Source organism: Sphingomonas sp. GW821-FHT02B09 (assembly GCF_059421875.1).
Genome location: NZ_JBWKVV010000001.1, coordinates 505138 through 523806, shown reverse-complemented (window position 1 = coordinate 523806; position 18669 = coordinate 505138). Strand labels below are relative to the sequence as shown.

Sequence of the window (18669 nt, the reverse complement as noted above, 5' to 3'; positions counted from 1 at the left end):
CTTCGCGTCTTCGCGTGAAATCACCGCACGAAGCGGGCCGTGAGTTCGACGTGGGTGGACCAGCGGAACTGGCCGACGGGCTGGACCCAGTCGATCCGCCAGCCGCCGTCGATGAGCAATTTCGCATCGCGGGCGAAGCTCGACGGGTTGCACGAGACGTAGCCGATCACCTTCGCCTGACAGGCGGCGAGCGCCTCGACCTGCTCGCGGGCGCCGGCGCGCGGCGGATCGATGACGATCGCGTCGAACCGGTCGAGCTCGGCCACCGTCAGCGGGCGGCGGTAGAGATCACGGTGCTCGGTGAAGACGGGAAGCTGGCCCCTGCCCGCCGCCGCCTTGAGCGAGAAGAGCGCGTCGCGCGCGCCCTCCGCCGCGTAGACGCGTGCCGGCAATGCGAGCGTGAAGGTGCCGAGGCCGGCGAACAGGTCGGCGATCGTCGCGGCGCCCTTGGTCGCCTCGCGCATCGCGGCGACGAGCGCGTCCTCGCCCTCCTGCGTCGCCTGCAGGAATGCGGCGGGGGGCAGCGGCACCGGATGGCCGCCGAGCGTGATCGTCACCGGTTGCGGCTCCCAGCGGGTCTCGGCGCCGATGCCGCTGTCAAGCGTGAAGCGCGCGATGGCGTGGCGTTCGCAGAAGCTGGTGATCGCCTCGGCGGCGGCGAGGCCGTCGGCGGTGAGGTTGGTGACCATAACGTCCGGCCCCTGGTCGGACAGGGTCAGGTGGACGTCGCCGCGCCGCTTGAAGCCGAGCTTCTGGAGCAGGGTGCGCAACGGGGCGACGACCGCGAACAAGGCGGGCGCGAGGATATGGCATTCGCGCATGTCGACGATCGCATGGCTCTTCTCGGCGGTGAAGCCGAGCGTGACGCGGCCGCCCTTCCCCTCCGCATGCAGCGTCGCGCGGCGGCGGGTGTTGGGCGGCGAGACCAGCGGCGGGCGCAGCGTGGCGGTCAGTTCCTGCCCGTCGAGCGCGCTGGCGACGCGGTCGGTGACGAAGGCGGCATAAGCGTCGTCGTCGAGATGCTGGAGCTGGCAGCCGCCGCAGTCGGGGAAGTGGCGGCAGGGCGGCGCCTGATGGTGCGGGCCGTGGGTCAGCGTGCCGTCGTCGTTCAGCAGGTCGCCGGGCGCGGCGAAGGCGGCGTGGCGGCCATCGGCGGTGACGCCGTCGCCGCGCGCCGCGACACGCAGGATCGTATCGGTGGAGGTCATGCGCCGGCTCTGGCGGGGGTGAGCGCATTTGCCAAGTCGTCGGCGATGAAGCTTTGCCCTGCGATCCGCGCGGCGCGGGCGTGGAGCCAGACGCCGGCATCGGCGGCGGCGAGCGGATCGGCGTGGGGTTGCGCGAGCTGCGCGGCGATCGTGCCGGCGAGGACGTCGCCGGTGCCGGCGGTCGAGAGCCATGGATTGCCGGCGGGGTGGACGCGCGCGCAGGTGGCGTCGGCGACGATCGTCGTGGGGCCTTTGAGCACGACGATGGCGGCGGCGCGGGCCGCGGCGCTGCGCGCCTGATCGATCAGCGCGCCGTCGGGGGTGCCGAACAGCGCGCGGAACTCGCCGGCGTGGGGGGTGAGGACGACCGGATTGCGACGATCGTGCAACGCGTCGGGGTCGAGCAAGTGAAGCGCGTCGCCGTCGATGACGAGCCGGTGCGTGTCGGCGGCGACCAGCGCGGCGAGCCGCGCGCGTGCCTCGTCGTCACGGCCGAGACCGGGACCGATCAGGATCGCGCCGATGCGGTCGTCCGCCAGCGCGTCGCGGCCGTAGGGGCGGTGGACGATCGCATCGGGACCACCCTGCCCGCTGCCGCCGTAGAGAGCGACATAGCCCGCACCGCTGCGCAGCGCGGCAACGGCGGCGAGGCGAGCGGCGCCTTCCATCGCCCCCGTGACGATCGCGACCATGCCGCGGGTATATTTGTGCGAGGCGGGGCCGGGTTGCGGCAGCATCGGCCGGCCGGCAACGGCGACCGTATCGGGGCGGTCGATAGCAAGGTCGATCAGGCGGACGGTGCCACAGGCGGCCGCAGCGGGGTGGAGGACGTGTGCCGGTTTGAGCGCGCCGAGCGCGAGCGTCAGCGTGACGGGGTGGTCCGTGGCCCAATCGGGGGCTCGGGCGGTGTCGCCATCGGTGCCGCTGGGCAAATCGGCGGCGATGACGAGGCGCGCGGCGCGCGACAGGCGAGCGAGCGCCGCGTCGATCTCGGGTGCGAGCGGACGCGTCACGCCGGTGCCGAACAGGCAATCGATCAGGAGCGGCGCGGGTGCGGCGTCGGCGAGCGGCTCGATCGGGCCGGTCCAGCCGGCGCGCGCGGCGATGGCGGCGTCGGTCTTCGGCGGGACGCCGGCGGCGACGCGGACCGGGTGGCCGAGGCGGGCGAGCCTCGTCGCGGCGACATAGCCGTCGCCGCCATTGTTGCCGGGGCCGCAGACGACGAGAACGTCCGCGCCGGCGGCGAGGCGCCGCGCGGCGGCGGCGATGCCCTCCCCCGCCCGCTGCATCAGCGCCGTGACCGACGTGCCGGCGGCGACCGCGGCATCTTCCGCGGCGCGCATCTGCGCGGCGGTGAGGATCGGCTGGCCGTCGATCGCGATCATAGGGCGGGCTTGATCGTCGCGGGGAGACGAAAGCGATCGGTGCCAAGCGCGACGTCGATCACACCCGGCTCGGGGATCGTGACCTTCGCTGGTTCGGCACCGTCCGCCGCGACCACGCCGCGGCCGTCGCGCGTCACCAGCAAACGGTGAAAGCCGCCATCCGCATGACGCACGGTGAGGATCAGGCCGCGCCCGCTCTGCGTCTGCTCGACGGTGCAATCGCGCTTCAGCGCCGCGCCGCCGCGGGCGCAGAGGATGTTGCCGTCGTCCTCTGCCGCCTCGGCCTGCGCCGATTCGACCTGCGCCAGCGTGTTGCCGTCGGTACGTGGATCGCTGCACGCGGCGAGGAGCAGCAGCGCCGCCCCCGCCGCGGCGCGATCAGATATCCGCATAGACGTGCGTTTCGGCCTTGGCGCCGGGATGGGTGACAGCGCCCTGCCAGGCAGGACCGACGTTCTGGGCATAGCGCCACAATGCGCCCGAACCGTAATCGTTCACCCGCGGCTGCCATGCGGCGCGGCGTGCGGCCATCGTGGCGTCGTCGACGATCAGGTCGATCGTGCCGGCCTCGGCGTCGATGCGAATCGTGTCGCCATCCTGGACCAGCGCGATCGGGCCACCCTCGGCGGCTTCGGGACCGACATGGCCGATGCAGAAGCCGCGCGTCGCGCCCGAGAAGCGGCCATCGGTGATGAGCGCGACCTTCTCGCCCATGCCGAGGCCGTAGAGCGCGGCGGTGGTCGACAGCATCTCGCGCATGCCGGGGCCGCCCTTCGGCCCCTCGTAGCGGATGATGAGCACCTCGCCCTCGTTGATGCTGCGCGCCTCGACCGCGGCGAAGCAATCCTCCTCGCAATCGAAGACGCGCGCCGGCCCCTCGAACTGGAGGCGGTGCATGCCGGCGACCTTGACGATCGCGCCATCGGGGGCAAGGCTGCCGCGCAGGCCGACGACACCGCCGGTCGGGCTCAATGGCGTGGCGACGTCGTAGATGACCTTCTGGTTGGGGTTCCACGTCACCTGATCGATGTTCTCGCCCAGCGTACGCCCGGTGACGGTCATGCAATTGCCGTCGAGCAGGCCGCCGGCGAGCATCGTCTTCATCAGCATGTAGACGCCGCCCGCCTCGTACATGTCCTTCGCGACATACCGCCCGCCGGGCTTGAGGTCGGCGATATACGGCGTCGACTTGAATGCCTCGGCGACGTCGAACAGGTCGAAGTCGATGCCCGCCTCGCTCGCCATCGCCGGCAGATGCAGCGCGGCGTTGGTCGAGCCGCCGGTGGCGGCGACGACGCGGGCCGCGTTGATGAACGCCTCGCGCGTGCAGATGTCGCGCGGGCGGAGTTGCTTCGCGACCAGCTCCATCACCTGCGCGCCGGCGGCGACGGCGATCTGCTCGCGCGTCGAATAGGGCGCCGGGACCATGTTGCTGTTGGGCAGGCTGAGGCCGATCGCCTCGCCGACGCAGGCCATGGTGTTGGCGGTGAACTGGCCACCGCAGGCGCCGTGACCGGGACAGGCGACCTTTTCGAGCTCGTGGACTTCCGACAGCGGACAGGCGCCGGCGGCATATTTGCCGACCACCTCGAACACGTCGACGACGGTGACGTCGCGATCGTGGAAGCGGCCGGGCAGGATCGAGCCGCCGTAGACGAAGATCGACGGGATGTTGAGGCGCAGCATCGCCATCATCATGCCGGGCAGCGACTTGTCGCAGCCGGCGAAGCCGACCAGCGCGTCGTAACAATGGCCGCGCACCGACAGCTCGACCGAATCGGCGATCACCTCGCGGCTGACCAGCGACGCCTTCATCCCCTGATGGCCCATCGCGATACCGTCGGTGACGGTGATCGTGTTGAAGCGGCGCGGCATGCCGCCGCCCTGGATCACGCCGGCCTGCGCGGCATCGGCCTGACCGTCGAGCGTGGTGTTGCACGGCGCCGAATTGTTGCCGGCGCTGGCGAGCGCGACGAAGGGCTTGGCGATATCCTCCTCGCCGATGCCCATGGCATAATAATAACTGCGATGCGGGGCGCGTTCGGGGCCGACGGAGACGTGACGGCTCGGCAGGCGGGACTTGTCAAACTGGGTCATGGCGACGCCCTATGTCGCGGGAGGCCCCTTCAACGCAAGCTTGTTACGCGTAATATCGGATGCGCGCGCGGCGCAGGATGCGGTCCTCCAGCGAAAAGTATAACGATATCATGCCGTTCTCGATGATCGTCGATGCAGCGAAGGCGATGTCGGTCTTGGCGCGATCCTCGGGCGGCGGCGGCAGGATGACGGGTTCGAGGCCGCGGCCGGTGACGTGCGCGAAGTCCGGCGAGAAACTGATCCAGCCGATCCGCCAGCGCGCGTCGAGCGTCGCGCCATTGTAAAACATCACCGGATCGGCGCCGGGCAATTGGCAGACCGGGCCGGTGGAGAGGTGCCAATTGTCCCAGGAATCAGCGCGGATCGGAAACGGATCGGCGAGCGACGTCCACGGATCGCCGAGCATTTCGGCCCGGGCGATGCCGACGCGCGACGCGCCGATGCCTCGGTCCTCCGCGGCGGCATATTCGTAGAACAGGCGCCAGTCGCCCGCCGGGGTCTGCGCGAAGGTCGCCTCCTTGATATTGCCTTCGCCTGCCGGTGCGGCGAGCGCGACGCGGCGTTTGACCAACGTATCGAGCGACGGGCCGCTGGCGGCGATCAGCACGCCCTGCGAGCGGGCGGCGTCGACGCCGGTGTAATAGACGACATAGCTGCCATCGTCGGCGATCAGCACGGTCGGGTCCTCGCAACCGCCTGCGTCGGCGTCCTGCGGATCGGTCCCCGGCGCAATGGCGAGTTGCGCGTCGAGCGTGAAATGGAGGCCGTCGTCGCTCCAGCCGCTGGCGATCAGCCCGGTCGGATCGTGCGGCCCGAGCGGATCGGGGACGCCGCGCACCAGCATGCGGTAGCGGCCGTGCTCCTGCCACACGAACGGGCTCATCAGGTCCATGCCGTCGATCGGCGAACCCGGGGCGATGGTGACGGTGTCGAGCGCTTCGACGGCGTAGGTGGGCATCGGGCGCTCCTTATGCGCCCTGCGCGACGACGAGCGACAAGGCGCCGTCGATCGTCACGGTGGTGCCGGTGATGTAATCGGCGGCGGGCGAGAGCAGGAAGGCGACGAGCGTCGCAACCTCGTCGGCGGTGCCGGCGCGGCCCCAGGGGATGTTCGCCTCCAGCTTCGCGCGATAGTCGCGATCCGCGACCGCATGCGCGTTCATCGGGGTCAGGATCATGCCGGGGGCGATGCCGTTGACCGCGATCCGCGACGGCGCCAGCTCGAGCGCCAGCGTCGCGGTGAGCTGGGCGAGGCCACCCTTGGCCGAATCGTAATCGGCGCCGCCAGGACGCGGCGCGCGCTCGTGAATCGAGGAGATGTTGACGATACGGCCGCCGGCCTTCGCGGCCTCGGCCGCGCGGACGAAGCGGCGACAGGTGAGGAACGGGCCGTAGAGGTCGGAGCGGATCACCCGATCGAACTGGTCGAGCGGCATGTCGACCAGCTTGGTGCCGGCCATGTTGAGCCCGGCGGAATTGACCAGCCAGGTCGCGGTGCCGAAGCGCGCCTCGGCCTCGGCGAAGAGGGTCTCGACCGCGGCTTCGCTGGAGACGTCGCATTGGACGGCATGCGCGAGGGCCTCGCCGCCGGCAGCCTGCACCACCGCCTGCGCGGCGGCGGCGTCGCGGAAATAGGTGAAGACGACGCGGGTGCCAGCCTTGGCGAGCGCCGCGACGCAGGCCGCGCCGATGCCGGATTCCCCGCCGGTCACGATCGCAATCGGTTCGCCTGCCACGCCTGTTCCCTCCTGAAAGCCTGGACCGTCAATGCGATCCGCAGGGCCTTCGTTCCGGTGACAAATGCGTCATGCGCGGGGGCGCACCTGTCGCTTCGCGCGATCGCCTGCCCGTGTTCCCGCGAACGCGGGAACACGGACCCAAACAGAGAAACGTTCGGTAGCGCACGCGACTCCTGGGCTCCCGCCTGCGCGGGAGCACTGGCAGGATTTGGCAGAGGCCCCGCTTTAGAGCGCTTCGAGGGCCTTCGCCACGCCGTCCATCGTGAACGGCTTCTGCAGCACCGGCCGGTCGCGGAACTGCGCGTCGACGCTGTCGTCGCTGCCGCCGGTGGCGAAGATGAAGGGGATGTCGCGCGCCGCCAACGCTTCGGCGATCGGCGTGCTCTTCTCGCCGCCGCGCAGGTTGACGTCGAGGATCGCGGCGTCGATGCCGCCGTCCTCGACCCGCGCCAGCGCACCGGCGACCGTGTCGACGGTGCCGGCGGACGTCTTGTCCAGGACCTCGAGGAAATCCTCGAGCATCATCGCAATGAGGGGTTCATCCTCGACGATGAGGATCTGCGTAGGAGAAGCCATCCCGCGCCCTTACCCGCGGTCATTGTGCAATGCCAACATATGATTTCGCGCGCGGTGTCCCGTTCCGGCGGCGAACCCGCGATCAGCGTCCAACCAGCACGTCCCTCGCCGCCTCGGCAAGCTGCTGCACGCTGAACGGTTTGGGCAGGAAGGCGACGTTGTCGAGGTCGATCGAGCGGCGCAATTGCTCCTCGGCATAGCCCGACATGAAGATGATCGGCAGATCGGGATAGCGGTCGCGGGCGTGGCGGACCATGGTCGGGCCGTCCATCGTCGGCATCACCACGTCGCTGATCAACAGGTCGGGGCGGCCGTTGCGGTCGAGCAGTTCGAGCGCCGCCTCGCCATTCTCCGCGGTCATCACGGTATAGCCCTGGCGGGTCAGCGCGCGTTCGGCGACGGCGCGGACCATGCCTTCGTCCTCGACGAGCAGGATCGTGCCGGTGCCCCACATCTCGACCGGCTTGGGGCTCGGCCGCGAGGCGGGGACGCGGCTGACGGTGCCGGCGGCATGGACCGGCAGGTACATGGTGAAGGTCGCGCCCTGGCCCGGTTTCGATTCGGCGAAGATCCAGCCGCCCGATTGCTTGACGATGCCGTAGACGGTCGACAGGCCGAGGCCGGTGCCCTTGCCGACCTCCTTGGTGGTGAAGAAGGGTTCGAAGATCTTGGGCAGGATCTCCGGGGGAATGCCGCCGCCCTCGTCGCTCACCACCAGCGCGGTATAATCGGCGACGGGCAGGATGTCGGACGCCATCGCACGCACCTCGGTGGCGGTGACCGACTTGGTCTGGATGGTCAGCGTGCCGCCGCCGCCCGGATTATGCGCGAGCATCGCGTCACGGGCGTTGACGGCGAGATTGACGACGACCTGTTCGAGCTGGCCCGGATCGGCGCGCACCGCCCCGAGGTTGCGCCCGTGGGTGACGTCGAGGCGGATCTGTTCGCCCATCAGCCGCTTGAGCAGGTTGGAAACCTCGGCGACGACGTCGGGCAGTTGCAGCGTCTGCGGCCGCAGCGTCTGCTGGCGACTGAACGCGAGCAACTGGCGGGTCAGGCTGGCGGCGCGGTTCGAATTGGTGCGGATCTGCTGGATATCGTCGTAATCGCTGTCGCCGGGCGAATGGCGCATCATCATCAGGTCGCAATGGCCGATGATCGCGGTCAGGATGTTGTTGAAGTCGTGCGCGACGCCACCGGCGAGCTGGCCGACCGCCTGCATCTTCGTCGCCTGCGCCACCTCGCGCTTGAGGCGGCTCTCCTCGCTATTGTCCTTGAGGCTGAGCAGCACCGCGGCATCGCCGAGCCCGCGCGCGCCGGCGATGGTGAGCGCGACGGGCTCGTCGGGATGGCTCTTGAGGCGGACCGCCATGTCGGAGGAATGCGTCGCGCCGCCGGCGAAGCGGCGGATCGCATCGGCGACCGCGGCCTTGTCCTCGCGCACGACGAGATCGCCCGGGTAGAGCGGCGGCGCCTTCGGCTCGACACCCGCGGCGCGGATGAAGGCGTCGTTCATCTGCAGGAACTTGCCCTCGCGGTCGACGAGCGCCATGCCGAACGGCATCAGGCTGACGAGGCTGCGCACATGCGCCGAGGCCGAGGCGCCGATCGCCGGCGCGCTGTCCTCGTCGTCGAGCAGCGCGACGAGCACCGGGGCGTCCTCCGAATCCATGAAGGGGATCTGGACGACGCGCAGCGGCGTGCCGTCGAGCCCCTCGCGTTCGAAGCGGACGAGGCCGCGGCTGTCGGTGATCAGCAATCGCGCAAAGTCGCGCCCCTCCAGCCGCTCGCCGCCGCCGAGCGCGCGCTGGGCCAGCACCCGGTTGGCGGCGCGGACGCGGCCATCGGGGCAGATCAGCGCCGCCATCACGCCGGCACCGCCGAGGCGATCGCCGGTCGCCCCCTCGATCAGCGCCTCGGTCGAGGCGGCGACGTCCTGCTCTTCGGTCACGCTGAAGCGCCAGACGAGCATGTCGCCTTCGTCGCCGGCGCGGGTGATGCGCGCGCAGACGCGGTGGACGCCGACCTGGAGATTGCGGACGACGCCATTGCCCTCGCGCCAGGCGATGCGGCCGGCATTGCCGAGCAGGGCGACGCCGTCATTGTCGAGCGGCAGGCCGGGCGGGGTCGGGAAGCCGGCGAACAGCGCCTCATAGGCGTCGTTGGCGCAGACCAGCCGACCGGCGCGGTCCGTGATCGCCACGGCGTCGCTGCTCGCCTGCGCGACGGCACGGGTGAACTCCCAGTCGACCGCGCGCGCCTCGCCGGCGTGTTGCGGGGTCAGCAGGCGCCAGGCGAAGACCATGCCGGCGGCAATGATCCCGACCGCGAAGAACCCCGCCGCGGCGACGAGGCTGCCGACGACGGCGAGGATCAGTGCCGCCGCGGCAAGCGTGATCACGCCGGCGATCAACGCGGCGGTGCGGGTGGGGTTATCGAGGATCGGGGACGAGGCCATCTCCGCGCCGTCATCGCGGGATCGGGCCGGTCAGGTCAAGCGATTGGTAGCAGTCCGGCGCAGGAGTAAGCCGTTGCGGCGTATTGGTTCCTGTTTGGCATTGGCCAAATGTCCCGGCCGGCGGGCCGCCCGCTCGTGGCGGCCCGCCGGCCCCCTGCCCTTACGACACCCCGCCATGCCGTCGTTGCGGCATGGCGGGGCAGGACGCAGCTACCAGATGCGCACGCGCTGTTCGGGCGGCAGGACGATCTTGCCGGTCGGTGCCGGCTTGTAGGCGGCATACCAGGGGTCGAGGTTGCGGACGACCCAGGTGCGCTGCTGCGACGGGCTGTGCGGATCGGTCATCAGCCGCTGCTTGAGATTGGCCTCGCGATAATTGCGGCGCCAGACCTGCGCCCAGCCAAGATAGAAACGCTGGTCGCCGGTCATGCCGTCGATCACCGGTGCCGCGCGGCCGCCCAGCGACGTCTTGTACGCGTCATAGGCGACCGACAGGCCGGCGAGATCGGCGGTGTTCTCGCCGAGCGTCAGCGCGCCCTTCACGTGCATGCCGGGCAGCGGTTCATAGGCGTCATATTGCGCGACGAGCTTGCCGGTGAGCGCCTTGAACCGCGCCACGTCCTGCGGCGTCCACCAGTCGGTGAGTTGGCCCTTGGCGTCGTATTTCGAGCCCTGATCGTCGAAATGGTGGCTCAGTTCGTGGCCGATCACCGCGCCGATGCCGCCGTAATTGACCGCCGGATCGGCGTTGGGGTCGAAGAACGGCGGTTGCAGGATCGCGGCGGGAAAGACGATCTCGACCATGCCGAAATTGGCATAAGCGTTGACCGTCATCGGCGTCATGCCCCATTCCCAGCGCTGCAACGGCTTGCCGAGATGGCCGATGTTATAGGCGTAGCGCCATTCCGCGCTGCGACGCTCGTTGCCGAAGGCGTCGCCGGCGACGATCTTCAGCGCCGAATAATCGCGCCAGCGATCGGGATAGCCGATCTTGGGGGTGAAGGCGGCGAGCTTGGCATGCGCCTTGACCTTGGTTTCGGGCGCCATCCAGTCGAGCTTGTCGATGCGCGTGCCCATCGCCGCCAGCACGTTCTTGACGAGGCTGTCCGCCGCCGCCTTGGTCTCGGGCGGGAAATATTGCGCGACATAGACCTTGCTGACCTCGTCGGACAGCGCGCCACTGGTGAAGCCGACCGCGCGCTTCCAGCGCTCCTCCTGCTGCGGCGTGCCCGAGAGCAACGTGCCGTAGAAGGCGAATTGCTCCTGATCGAAGGCAGCAGGCAGCACGTCGGCATAATTGTCGAGGCTGCGGATCAGCAGTTGATCCTGTAGCACCGCGACCGGTGCATCGGCGATCAGTCTGGCGATGCCGGCGATCGCCGACGGCTGGCTGACGTTGAGGCTGTCGACCGGCGTGCCAAGCGCTTTCAGGTAAGTGACGAAGTCGAAGCCCGGCGCGCTGCGCGCCAGATCGGCGACATTGGTCTTGTTATAGGTCTTGTTGGCGTCGCGGCTGTCGATCCGCGTCCAGCTCACCTGCGCGATCTGCGTCTCGAAATCGACCAGCGCCTTCGCGCGCGCCGCCGCATCGCGCTCGCCGGCGAGGGTGAGCATCTTCGCGATATGCGCCTCATAGCCCGCCTTCTCCTTGGCGTTCTTGGCGTCGAGGTAATAATCGCGATCGGGCAGGCCGAGGCCGGCCTGACGAACCCCGACGATATAGATTTCGGGGTTCTTGGCGTCCTGACCGACGCCGGTGCCGAAGGGCGTGCCGACGCCCTGCCTCGCCGCCTTGGCGATCAGCGTCGGATAGTTCGCCTTGGTCACCGCCTTGATCTCGGCGAGCCACGGCTTGATCGGGGCGAGGCCCTTCTTCTCGATTCCCGCGGTGTCGAGATAGGTCGCATAAGCGGTGCCGATCTTCGACCCGCTGGTCTTGGCGGCGGCGTCGAGGATGCCGCGGGTACGGTCGCGCGAGCGGTCGGCGAGCACGTCGAACGCGCCGAAGCTCGACTTGTCGGCGGGGATCGCCGTGGTCTTCGCCCAGGTGCCGTTGGCATAATCGTAGAAATCGTCGCCCGGCGCAACCGCGGTGTTCATGCCGGCGGTGTCGAAGCCGTAGCTGCCGAGTTCGGGCTTGCCCGATGGTGCGGCGGGTGCGGGCGCGTTCTGCGCGTGGACGATGCCGGCGAGCGCCGAGGCGCCGAGCAGACCGGCGAGGAGGAAGGACTTCATGCAAGCTCCCGAAAACGAAACCGCCGCCCGCTCGACGGGGAGCGGGCGGCGGATAGACACGTGATTACCAGATCTTGATGCGGTCGGCGGGGGCGAGATAATATTTCTGCCCCGGCTTCACGTCGAACGCCGGATACCAGGCGTCGAGGTTGCGGACCACATAGGCGCGCCACTGGCCCGGCGTATGCGGATCGGTGGTGAGCTGGTTCTTGATCGACGCCTCGCGCGCCTTGGTCTGCCAGACCTGGCCGAAGCCCATGAAGAAGCGCTGGTCGCCCGTGAACCCGTCGAGCACCGCCGGCTTCTTGCCCTTGAGCGACAGCTTGTAGGCGTCATAGGCGACGTTGATGCCGGCGAGATCGGCCATGTTCTCGCCCAGCGTCAGCTTGCCGTTGACGTGGCTGCCCGGGATCGGCTCGTAGGCGCCATATTGCGCGACGACCTTGTCGGTCAGCGCGGTGAAACGCTGGACGTCGGCAGGCGTCCACCAATCGGCGAAATTGCCCTTGGGGTCGAACTTGCGACCCTGATCGTCGAAGTGATGGCTCAGCTCGTGGCCGATCACCGCGCCGATCGCGCCATAGTTCACCGCGGGATCGGCATTGGGATCGAAGAACGGCGGCTGGAGGATCGCGGCCGGGAAAACGACCTCGTTCATCAGCGGGTTGGCGTAGGCGTTGACCGTCTGCGGCGTCATAAACCATTCGCTGCGGTCGACCGGCTTGCCGATCTTGTTGAGCTGGCGGTTGTATTCGAACTCGGCGACGCGGTCGGCATTGCCCAGCACGTCCCCCTTGACGACGCGCAGCGCGGTATAGTCGCGGAACTTGTCGGGATAGCCGATCTTGGGCGTGAAGGCGGCGAGCTTGGCGCGCGCCTTCACCTTGGTCTCGGGCGCCATCCATTCGAGCTTGGCGAGGCGCGCGTCCATCGCCGTGATCAAATTGCGGACCAGCTCGTCGGCCTTGGCCTTCGCCTCGGGCGGGAAGTATTTCTGCACGTAGATCTGGCCGACCGCCTCGCCGAGGCTGCCGTTGACCAGATCGACGCCGCGCTTCCAGCGCTGCTTGAGCTCCGGCGTGCCGTTGATCGTCGTGCCGAACAGGGCGAATTGCGCGTTGACGAAGTTCGACGACAGCAGCGGCGCGGCGTTCGATATGGTATGGAACGCCAGATATTCGCGCCACACCGGCAGCGGCGTCGCCGCGACGATCTTGGCGATGCCGGTCAGCGCCGAGGGCTGGCCGACGATCACGCGGGACTGCGCGCCAAGACCTTGGGCGGCGAGCATCGCCTTCCAGTCGAAGCCGGGCATGCTGGTGGCGAGATCGGCGACCTGCGCGGGGTTATAGCCCTTCTCGACCTCGCGCAGCTCGGCACGCGCCCAATGGACCTGCGCGATCTGCTTCTCGAGATCGTAGATGCGCTGCGCCGAGCCCTGCGGATCGGGCTGGCCGGCCATGCGCAGCATGTCGGCGATATAGGCGACGTATTTGGTCCGTGCCTCGGCGAACTTGGCGTCGTCCTTCAGATAGTAATCGCGGTCGGGCAGGCCGAGGCCGCCCTGGCCGAGATAGACGGCGTAGACAGTATTGTCCTTGAGGTCCTGTTCGATGCCGGCGCCGACCGGCACGTCGATGCCGTGCATCGTCGCCTCGCCGAACGCCTTGGCGAGATCGCTTTGCGAGCGGATCGCCGCGATCTTGGCGAGATAGGGCTTGAGCGGGGTGGCGCCCGCTGCCTCGATCGCCGCGGCGTCCATGAAGGTCGCATAGGTATCGCCGATCTTGGCGGCGACGGGATCGCTGCCCGGATTGGCCGCCGCCCCCTCGATCACCGCACGGGTGCGGGTATCGGACAGATCGCGCAGGATGCCGAAGCCACCCCAGCTCGCCTTGTCGGCGGGGATCTCGGTCCGCGCCATCCACGCGCCGTTGACGTAATTGTAGAAATCGTCGCCGGGCGCGATCTTGCGGTCCATCGCGGTCAGGTCGACGCCGAAGTCGCCAAGCTGCGGCTTGCCGTTGGTGGCGACGGGTGCCGTGGCGGAGCGGGCGGCGGTCTGCGCATAAACCGCGCCGGATGCGGCCGAAGCGAGCAGAATAGCGCCAAGTACCTGTTTACGCATCAAAATCCCCCATAGTATCGAATGTTATCATGTCTGTTGTACCGGCTTGCCGCCGTCCGTCAAACCCGGTTTGCCGCATGTCGATGACGCCATTTGCGGGCGATCCACAATCGCCAGCCGAACGCGCTGAGCGCATAGCCGAGGCCCGCGCAGACGCTGGTCAGGATGACGAGGCCGAGCGCGAACGCCGGCCCCTTGTCCCACAGCCAGCCGAGCGCGCCGGTGACGCGGTGGAGCCAGTCGGTCGCCTCCGCCACCGGCTGGACGATCGCCGGCGCGTCGCTGTGCAGGATCCACGCGCCGATGCGATAGGCGACGAACCACAGGAAGGGGGTGGTGAGCGGATTGGTGATGAAGGTGGTGAGCGCCGCGACCGGCACGTTGGCGCGGAACGGCAGCGCGAACAGCGCGGCGATCGCGATCTGCGCGACCGGGAAGAGAAAGCCGGCGACCATACCGAGCGCGACGCCGCGCGGCACCGAGCGGCGGTTGAACCGCCACAGGCCCGGCTCCATCACCCGATGCGCGACCGGCCGCAGCAGCCGGTTCGATTCCATCGATTCGCGGGTCGGCATGTTGCGACGACACCAGGCGACGCTTTTCTGGAACATGCGGTGCGCGTTCGCTCCGGTCAGCCGCGGTCGCGCATGATGCGACCGGCTTCGCGCTTCCATTCGCGCTCCTTGATCGCGGCACGCTTGTCGTGGTCCTTGCGGCCCTTGGCGAGCGCGAGTTCCACCTTCGCCCGGCCGCGGCCGTTAAAATAGACGCTGAGCGGGACGAGCGTCATCCCCTCGCGCGCGACGGCGCCGTGCAGCTTGTTGATCTCGCGTTCGTGGAGCAGCAATTTGCGCGGGCGCTTGGCCTCGTGGTTGAAGCGGTTGCCGTGGCTGAACTCGGGGACGTTGGCGTTGACCAGCCAGACCGAGCCGTCGCGCACCTCGGCATAGCTTTCCGCGATACTGCCCTCGCCGAAGCGCAGCGACTTCACCTCGGTGCCGGTCAGCGCGATCCCCGCCTCGTAGACGGTATCGATGGTATATTCGAACCGGGCCTTGCGGTTCTCGGCGACGATCTTCTTCTTGTCGAAGGTGGCGGGTTTGGGACGCGACATGTGACCGGCGATGTAGGCGGTGTTGCGGGCAAGGGGAAGCGGGTCACAGTTATAACATTCCGGCTTTCCCTTATCATCACCCCGGCCTTGCGCCGGGGTCCCGCTGTTCATCCGTACGGCGGACCGCAAGAAGCGGGACCCCGGCGCAAGGCCGGGGTGACGGATGGGTGCGTGACGAAGCGGCTTAAACGAGCCCCGCGTGCGCCAGCGCCGCATCGACCGCGTTGCGCGACGCCTCCGACGGCCAGGTCATCGGCAGACGCAGGCCTTGCGGGAAGCCCGGCCGGACGCGGGTCATCGCGTATTTCACCGGCCCCGGCGACGCATCGGTGAACAGCGCGTCGTGGAGCGGATACAGCCGGTCCTGCAACGCCAGCGCGGCGGCATAATCGCCCGCCTGACACGCCGCCTGGAATTCGGCGCACAGTCGCGGCGCGACGTTGGCGGAAACCGAGATACACCCCCTGCCCCCCATCGCGTTGAACGCCAGCGCCATATCGTCGTTGCCGGAAAGCTGAACGAAATCCGGCCCGCAGCCGGCACGATGCGCCGAGACGCGCGCGATCGCGCCGCTCGCATCCTTCACCGCGACGAAGATCTTGGGGAAGGCGGTGACGATCCGCACCAGCGTCGCCGGCTGGATGTCGGTCACCGTGCGGCCGGGTACGTTATAGAGCACGATCGGCAGGTCCGCCTGTTCGGCGAGCCGGGCAAAATGCTGGTAGATGCCCTCTTGGCTCGGCCGGTTGTAATAAGGCGGGACCATCAGCGCCGCGTCGGCCCCCGCCTCCTTGGCGCGGCGGATGTTGGCGGCGGCGACCTGCGTGTCGTTCGAGCCGGCGCCGGCGATCACCGGCACGCGACCCGCCGCCTGATCGACGCAGATGCGGACGATGCCGAAATGCTCGTCGGCGGTCAGCGTCGCCGCCTCGCCGGTCGTGCCGCAGGGGACCAGCGCCGACGATCCTTCGGCGATCTGCCAGTCTATAAGATCACGATAGACGGCTTCGTCGAAGGCCCCGTCGGCGGCGAAGGGCGTGACCAGAGCGGGGATGGAACCAGAGAACATGGGACTTTTCGGGCTCCTGCTGCGCCGGGTCGGGATTTTCGTTCAGGACAGATACGGGTCGAGACCGTATGATGTCCACATGCACCCGACCAGCCTGCCGATCTCGATCCTCATCGCCGCCTTCGCCGGAGTCACCGCGGCGCCCGTACAGCAGCAGATCCCGCCCGGCAATCAGGCGAGCAGCCCCGACGCGCTCGAACGCTATCGCACCCAGATGGCGAACATGTCGCCGCAGGCGCCGCAATCGCCCGCCGACGGCGCGATCGCAGCCGCGATCGCGCAATGGAAGACGATCCAGCAGACCGACGCGCTGCCCTTCGACAGTTATGCCGGCTTCCTGATGGCGCATCCCGGCTGGCCGAGCCAGACCGCCAACCGGCGCGCTGCCGAGCGGCAGGCGGTCAATGCCTCGCCGAGCAACGTGCTCGCCTTCTTCACCCGCTTCCCGCCGCAGTCGACCGCGGGTCTCGTCGCGCAGGCGCGCGCCTATCAGGCGGTCGGGCGCAGCGCCGAGGCGCAGGCCGCCGCGCGCGCGGCGTGGCGCAAGGGCGGACTGTCGGCGAACGACGAGGCGACGATCCTGACGAGCTTTGCCAGCGCGCTGACGCCCGACGATCACGATGCGCGCATGGATGCCTTGCTGTGGCAGAATGCGACCGGCGTCGCCGGCCGGCAGATCGCCTATACCAGCCCGGCACGGCGGCCCGTGTTCGAGGCGCGGCTTGCGTTCCGCACCAATGCCGCCACCGCCGCCGATCTTGCGATGCGCACGCAGGACCAGTTCGCCAGCGACCCCGGCTATGTCGCGGATCGCGCGGTGTGGCTGCGCAATTCGGGCGCGTCGCCGACCGCGCGCAACTGGCTGGCGCGGCCGCGCAGCCTCGCCTCGCGGCCGGGCGCGGTCGAAACATGGTATGAGGTGCTGCTGACCAATGCGCGCGGTGCCGCGGCGGACGGGCAATATCAGCTCGCCTATGACATCGCGCGGCAGGTCGACGACGCCTATCCGGCCGGCACCGACGTCTCGACCAAACCCTATGGCGAGCGCGACGATTATACGAGCCTCGTCTGGCTCGCCGGGCAGACCGCGATGAGGCAACTCGGCAGGCCCGCCGATGCGATGGTGATGTTTGACCGCTACGGCCGCGGCAGCCAGGCGCCGCAGACGCGCGCCAAGGGCTTCTACTGGGCCGGCCGCGCCGCCGAGGCGGCGGGCAAACCGGCGGAAGCCGCCGGTTATTACGCGCAGGCGGCGGGCTATCGCGATCAATTCTACGGCCAGCTCGCGCTCGAGCGGACCGGGCGGCCGCTGGTGGCGCCGCCCGCGATCGGCACGCCGGCGATCGCGCCCGAGGTGCGGCAGGCCTTCGCCAGCCGCGAGACGGTGCGCGCGGCGCGCTTCCTCGGCCAGATCGGCCAGTGGCAGGACCAGACCGCGTTCATCCGCCAGATCGCGGCGGACGCGACGACGCCGAACGATCACCTGCTTGCCGCCGAACTGTCGTCGCAGATCGGCCGGCCCGATCTCGGCGTGCTGGTCGGGCGCAGCGCGATGCAGAACGGGCTTAGCGACTATTCCGCAACCGGTTTCCCAACGGTGGCGGTGCCGGTCGGTTACGAGGACAATTGGACGCTGATCCACGCGATCGCACGGCAGGAGAGCCAGTTCGACAAGACCGCGGTCAGCCATGCCGGCGCGCGCGGGCTGATGCAGCTGATGCCCGCCACCGCGCGCGAGCAATCGGGCAAGATCGGCATCGCCTACGACCCCGGCGCGCTGACCACCGATCCGAAGCTGTCGATCATGCTGGGATCGAGCTATTTCCAGCGCATCTTCACTATCTACGGCAGCTATCCGCTCGCCATCGCGGCCTATAACGCGGGCGGCGGCAACGTGAACAAATGGCTGCGCGCCAATGGCGATCCGCGCACCGGCGCGGTCGACATGGTCGACTGGATCGAGGCGATCCCCTATCAGGAAACGCGCAACTACGTGCAGCGCGTGATCGAGAATGCGGTCGTCTACGACCTCATCAATCCGGCGCGTGCGAAGAGCCGCGGACCGGCGAATACGAGCTGGTATCTCGGCAAGGGCCGTCCGGGCTGAGCCATGGCGATGGAGCAACGGCCGAATTACATCACGCCCGCGGGCTATGCGGTGTTGCGCGCGGAATACGACCGATTGTTCGGCACCGAGCGGCCGGCGCTGGTCGAGACGATCGCCTGGGCGGCGGGCAACGGCGACCGGTCGGAGAACGGCGACTATATCTACGGCCGCAAGCGGCTGCGCGAGATCGACCGCCGGCTCGGCTGGCTGTCGAAGCGGATGAAGGCGGCCAAGGTCGTCGATCCGGCGCGCGCCGAGGACCGGACGCGCGTCTGGTTCGGCGCGACGGTGACGATCGCCGACGAGGACGATCACGAACGGATACTGACTCTGGTCGGCGACGACGAGGCGGAGGCGGGCGCCGGCCGCATCGGCTGGAACGCGCCGATCGCGCGCGCGCTGCGGGGCGCGACGGTGGGCGATCTGCGCCGCGTGCTGCTGCCCGCGGGCGAAAAGGAATATGAGGTGATCGCGATCGCCTATCCCGCGGCATAAGCGGCAACGGACCGTTTCGGCCCTTCGTATTGCGCCGTTTGCCGGCCGGCGCGATGTT

The 18669-nt window shown here is 69.0% G+C and carries 15 protein-coding genes; 2 read left to right on the top strand and 13 right to left on the bottom strand.

Going from position 1 to position 18669, the window contains the following annotated elements:
* Positions 1–20: 20 nt before the first annotated feature.
* The 13 genes from AC07U4_RS02320 to dapA all read right to left on the bottom strand — a co-directional run bounded on the left by AC07U4_RS02320 (position 21) and on the right by dapA (position 16009).
* On the bottom strand, positions 21–1208 hold the full coding sequence (locus AC07U4_RS02320; RefSeq protein WP_495194304.1) for a class I SAM-dependent RNA methyltransferase: 1188 nt from the start codon (positions 1206–1208) through the stop codon (positions 21–23).
* Entirely contained in the window at positions 1205–2593 is a 1389-nt protein-coding gene (locus tag AC07U4_RS02315) for an NAD(P)H-hydrate dehydratase (protein WP_495194303.1), read from the bottom strand. Before AC07U4_RS02315 ends, AC07U4_RS02320 begins: the two co-directional genes overlap by 4 nt.
* Positions 2590–2985, bottom strand: a complete 396-nt coding sequence (locus tag AC07U4_RS02310; protein ID WP_495194302.1) for a hypothetical protein — start codon at positions 2983–2985, stop codon at positions 2590–2592. Before AC07U4_RS02310 ends, AC07U4_RS02315 begins: the two co-directional genes overlap by 4 nt.
* Positions 2972–4690, bottom strand: coding sequence for a dihydroxy-acid dehydratase (ilvD, locus tag AC07U4_RS02305; RefSeq protein ID WP_495194301.1), 1719 nt, complete (start codon positions 4688–4690; stop codon positions 2972–2974). The genes AC07U4_RS02310 and ilvD overlap by 14 nt, the downstream gene beginning before the upstream one ends.
* A 43-nt stretch (positions 4691–4733) precedes the next feature.
* Positions 4734–5648, bottom strand: a complete 915-nt coding sequence (locus tag AC07U4_RS02300; RefSeq protein ID WP_038659239.1) for a glycoside hydrolase family protein — start codon at positions 5646–5648, stop codon at positions 4734–4736.
* Between the two features lie 10 nt (positions 5649–5658).
* Positions 5659–6426 carry an SDR family oxidoreductase gene (locus AC07U4_RS02295; RefSeq protein WP_038659236.1) on the bottom strand — a complete coding sequence of 256 codons (768 nt, stop codon included), beginning with the start codon at positions 6424–6426 and terminating at the stop codon, positions 5659–5661.
* Positions 6427–6654: 228 nt separating this feature from the next.
* The gene (locus AC07U4_RS02290) at positions 6655–7005 is read right to left on the bottom strand and encodes a response regulator (RefSeq protein WP_038659233.1); all 351 of its coding nucleotides are present in this window, start codon (positions 7003–7005) and stop codon (positions 6655–6657) included.
* A gap of 82 nt (positions 7006–7087) precedes the next feature.
* Positions 7088–9463 (bottom strand): hybrid sensor histidine kinase/response regulator, encoded by a 2376-nt coding sequence (locus tag AC07U4_RS02285; protein ID WP_038659230.1) that lies wholly within the window; start codon positions 9461–9463, stop codon positions 7088–7090.
* Positions 9464–9673: 210 nt separating this feature from the next.
* Positions 9674–11698: a M13 family metallopeptidase gene (locus tag AC07U4_RS02280; protein ID WP_495194300.1), complete on the bottom strand. Its 2025-nt coding sequence runs from the start codon at positions 11696–11698 to the stop codon at positions 9674–9676.
* Between the two features lie 64 nt (positions 11699–11762).
* A complete protein-coding gene (locus AC07U4_RS02275) occupies positions 11763–13826 on the bottom strand; it encodes a M13 family metallopeptidase (RefSeq protein WP_495194299.1) in 2064 nt (687 codons plus the stop codon).
* Positions 13827–13885: 59 nt separating this feature from the next.
* Positions 13886–14437, bottom strand: a complete 552-nt coding sequence (locus tag AC07U4_RS02270) for a DUF2062 domain-containing protein (protein WP_038659222.1) — start codon at positions 14435–14437, stop codon at positions 13886–13888.
* A 20-nt stretch (positions 14438–14457) separates the two neighbouring features.
* Complete coding sequence (smpB, locus tag AC07U4_RS02265; RefSeq protein WP_038659218.1) at positions 14458–14940, bottom strand: SsrA-binding protein SmpB; 483 nt, start codon at positions 14938–14940, stop codon at positions 14458–14460.
* Positions 14941–15124: 184 nt separating this feature from the next.
* Entirely contained in the window at positions 15125–16009 is an 885-nt protein-coding gene (dapA, locus tag AC07U4_RS02260) for a 4-hydroxy-tetrahydrodipicolinate synthase (RefSeq protein ID WP_495194298.1), read from the bottom strand.
* Between the two features lie 79 nt (positions 16010–16088).
* On the opposite strand from dapA, the gene AC07U4_RS02255 reads away from it, so the two are divergent.
* Together AC07U4_RS02255 and greB are read left to right on the top strand one after the other, a co-directional pair.
* Positions 16089–18116, top strand: coding sequence for a lytic transglycosylase domain-containing protein (locus tag AC07U4_RS02255; RefSeq protein ID WP_495194297.1), 2028 nt, complete (start codon positions 16089–16091; stop codon positions 18114–18116).
* Positions 18117–18125: 9 nt separating this feature from the next.
* Positions 18126–18611: a transcription elongation factor GreB gene (greB, locus tag AC07U4_RS02250; protein ID WP_495194296.1), complete on the top strand. Its 486-nt coding sequence runs from the start codon at positions 18126–18128 to the stop codon at positions 18609–18611.
* Positions 18612–18669: the final 58 nt, after the last annotated feature.

Excerpts from the sequence above, each read along its gene's own strand:
- ilvD (WP_495194301.1), bottom strand. The coding sequence starts at position 4,690 with ATGACCCAGTTTGACAAGTCCCGCCTGCCGAGCCGTCACGTCTCCGTC.
- AC07U4_RS02255 (WP_495194297.1), top strand. The coding sequence starts at position 16,089 with ATGCACCCGACCAGCCTGCCGATCTCGATCCTCATCGCCGCCTTCGCC.
- AC07U4_RS02300 (WP_038659239.1), bottom strand. The coding sequence starts at position 5,648 with ATGCCCACCTACGCCGTCGAAGCGCTCGACACCGTCACCATCGCCCCG.
- AC07U4_RS02290 (WP_038659233.1), bottom strand. The coding sequence starts at position 7,005 with ATGGCTTCTCCTACGCAGATCCTCATCGTCGAGGATGAACCCCTCATT.
- AC07U4_RS02270 (WP_038659222.1), bottom strand. The coding sequence starts at position 14,437 with ATGTTCCAGAAAAGCGTCGCCTGGTGTCGTCGCAACATGCCGACCCGC.
- smpB (WP_038659218.1), bottom strand. The coding sequence starts at position 14,940 with ATGTCGCGTCCCAAACCCGCCACCTTCGACAAGAAGAAGATCGTCGCC.
- AC07U4_RS02285 (WP_038659230.1), bottom strand. The coding sequence starts at position 9,463 with ATGGCCTCGTCCCCGATCCTCGATAACCCCACCCGCACCGCCGCGTTG.
- AC07U4_RS02280 (WP_495194300.1), bottom strand. The coding sequence starts at position 11,698 with ATGAAGTCCTTCCTCCTCGCCGGTCTGCTCGGCGCCTCGGCGCTCGCC.
- AC07U4_RS02315 (WP_495194303.1), bottom strand. The coding sequence starts at position 2,593 with ATGATCGCGATCGACGGCCAGCCGATCCTCACCGCCGCGCAGATGCGC.
- dapA (WP_495194298.1), bottom strand. The coding sequence starts at position 16,009 with ATGTTCTCTGGTTCCATCCCCGCTCTGGTCACGCCCTTCGCCGCCGAC.
- AC07U4_RS02320 (WP_495194304.1), bottom strand. The coding sequence starts at position 1,208 with ATGACCTCCACCGATACGATCCTGCGTGTCGCGGCGCGCGGCGACGGC.
- AC07U4_RS02310 (WP_495194302.1), bottom strand. The coding sequence starts at position 2,985 with ATGCGGATATCTGATCGCGCCGCGGCGGGGGCGGCGCTGCTGCTCCTC.
- greB (WP_495194296.1), top strand. The coding sequence starts at position 18,126 with ATGGAGCAACGGCCGAATTACATCACGCCCGCGGGCTATGCGGTGTTG.
- AC07U4_RS02275 (WP_495194299.1), bottom strand. The coding sequence starts at position 13,826 with ATGCGTAAACAGGTACTTGGCGCTATTCTGCTCGCTTCGGCCGCATCC.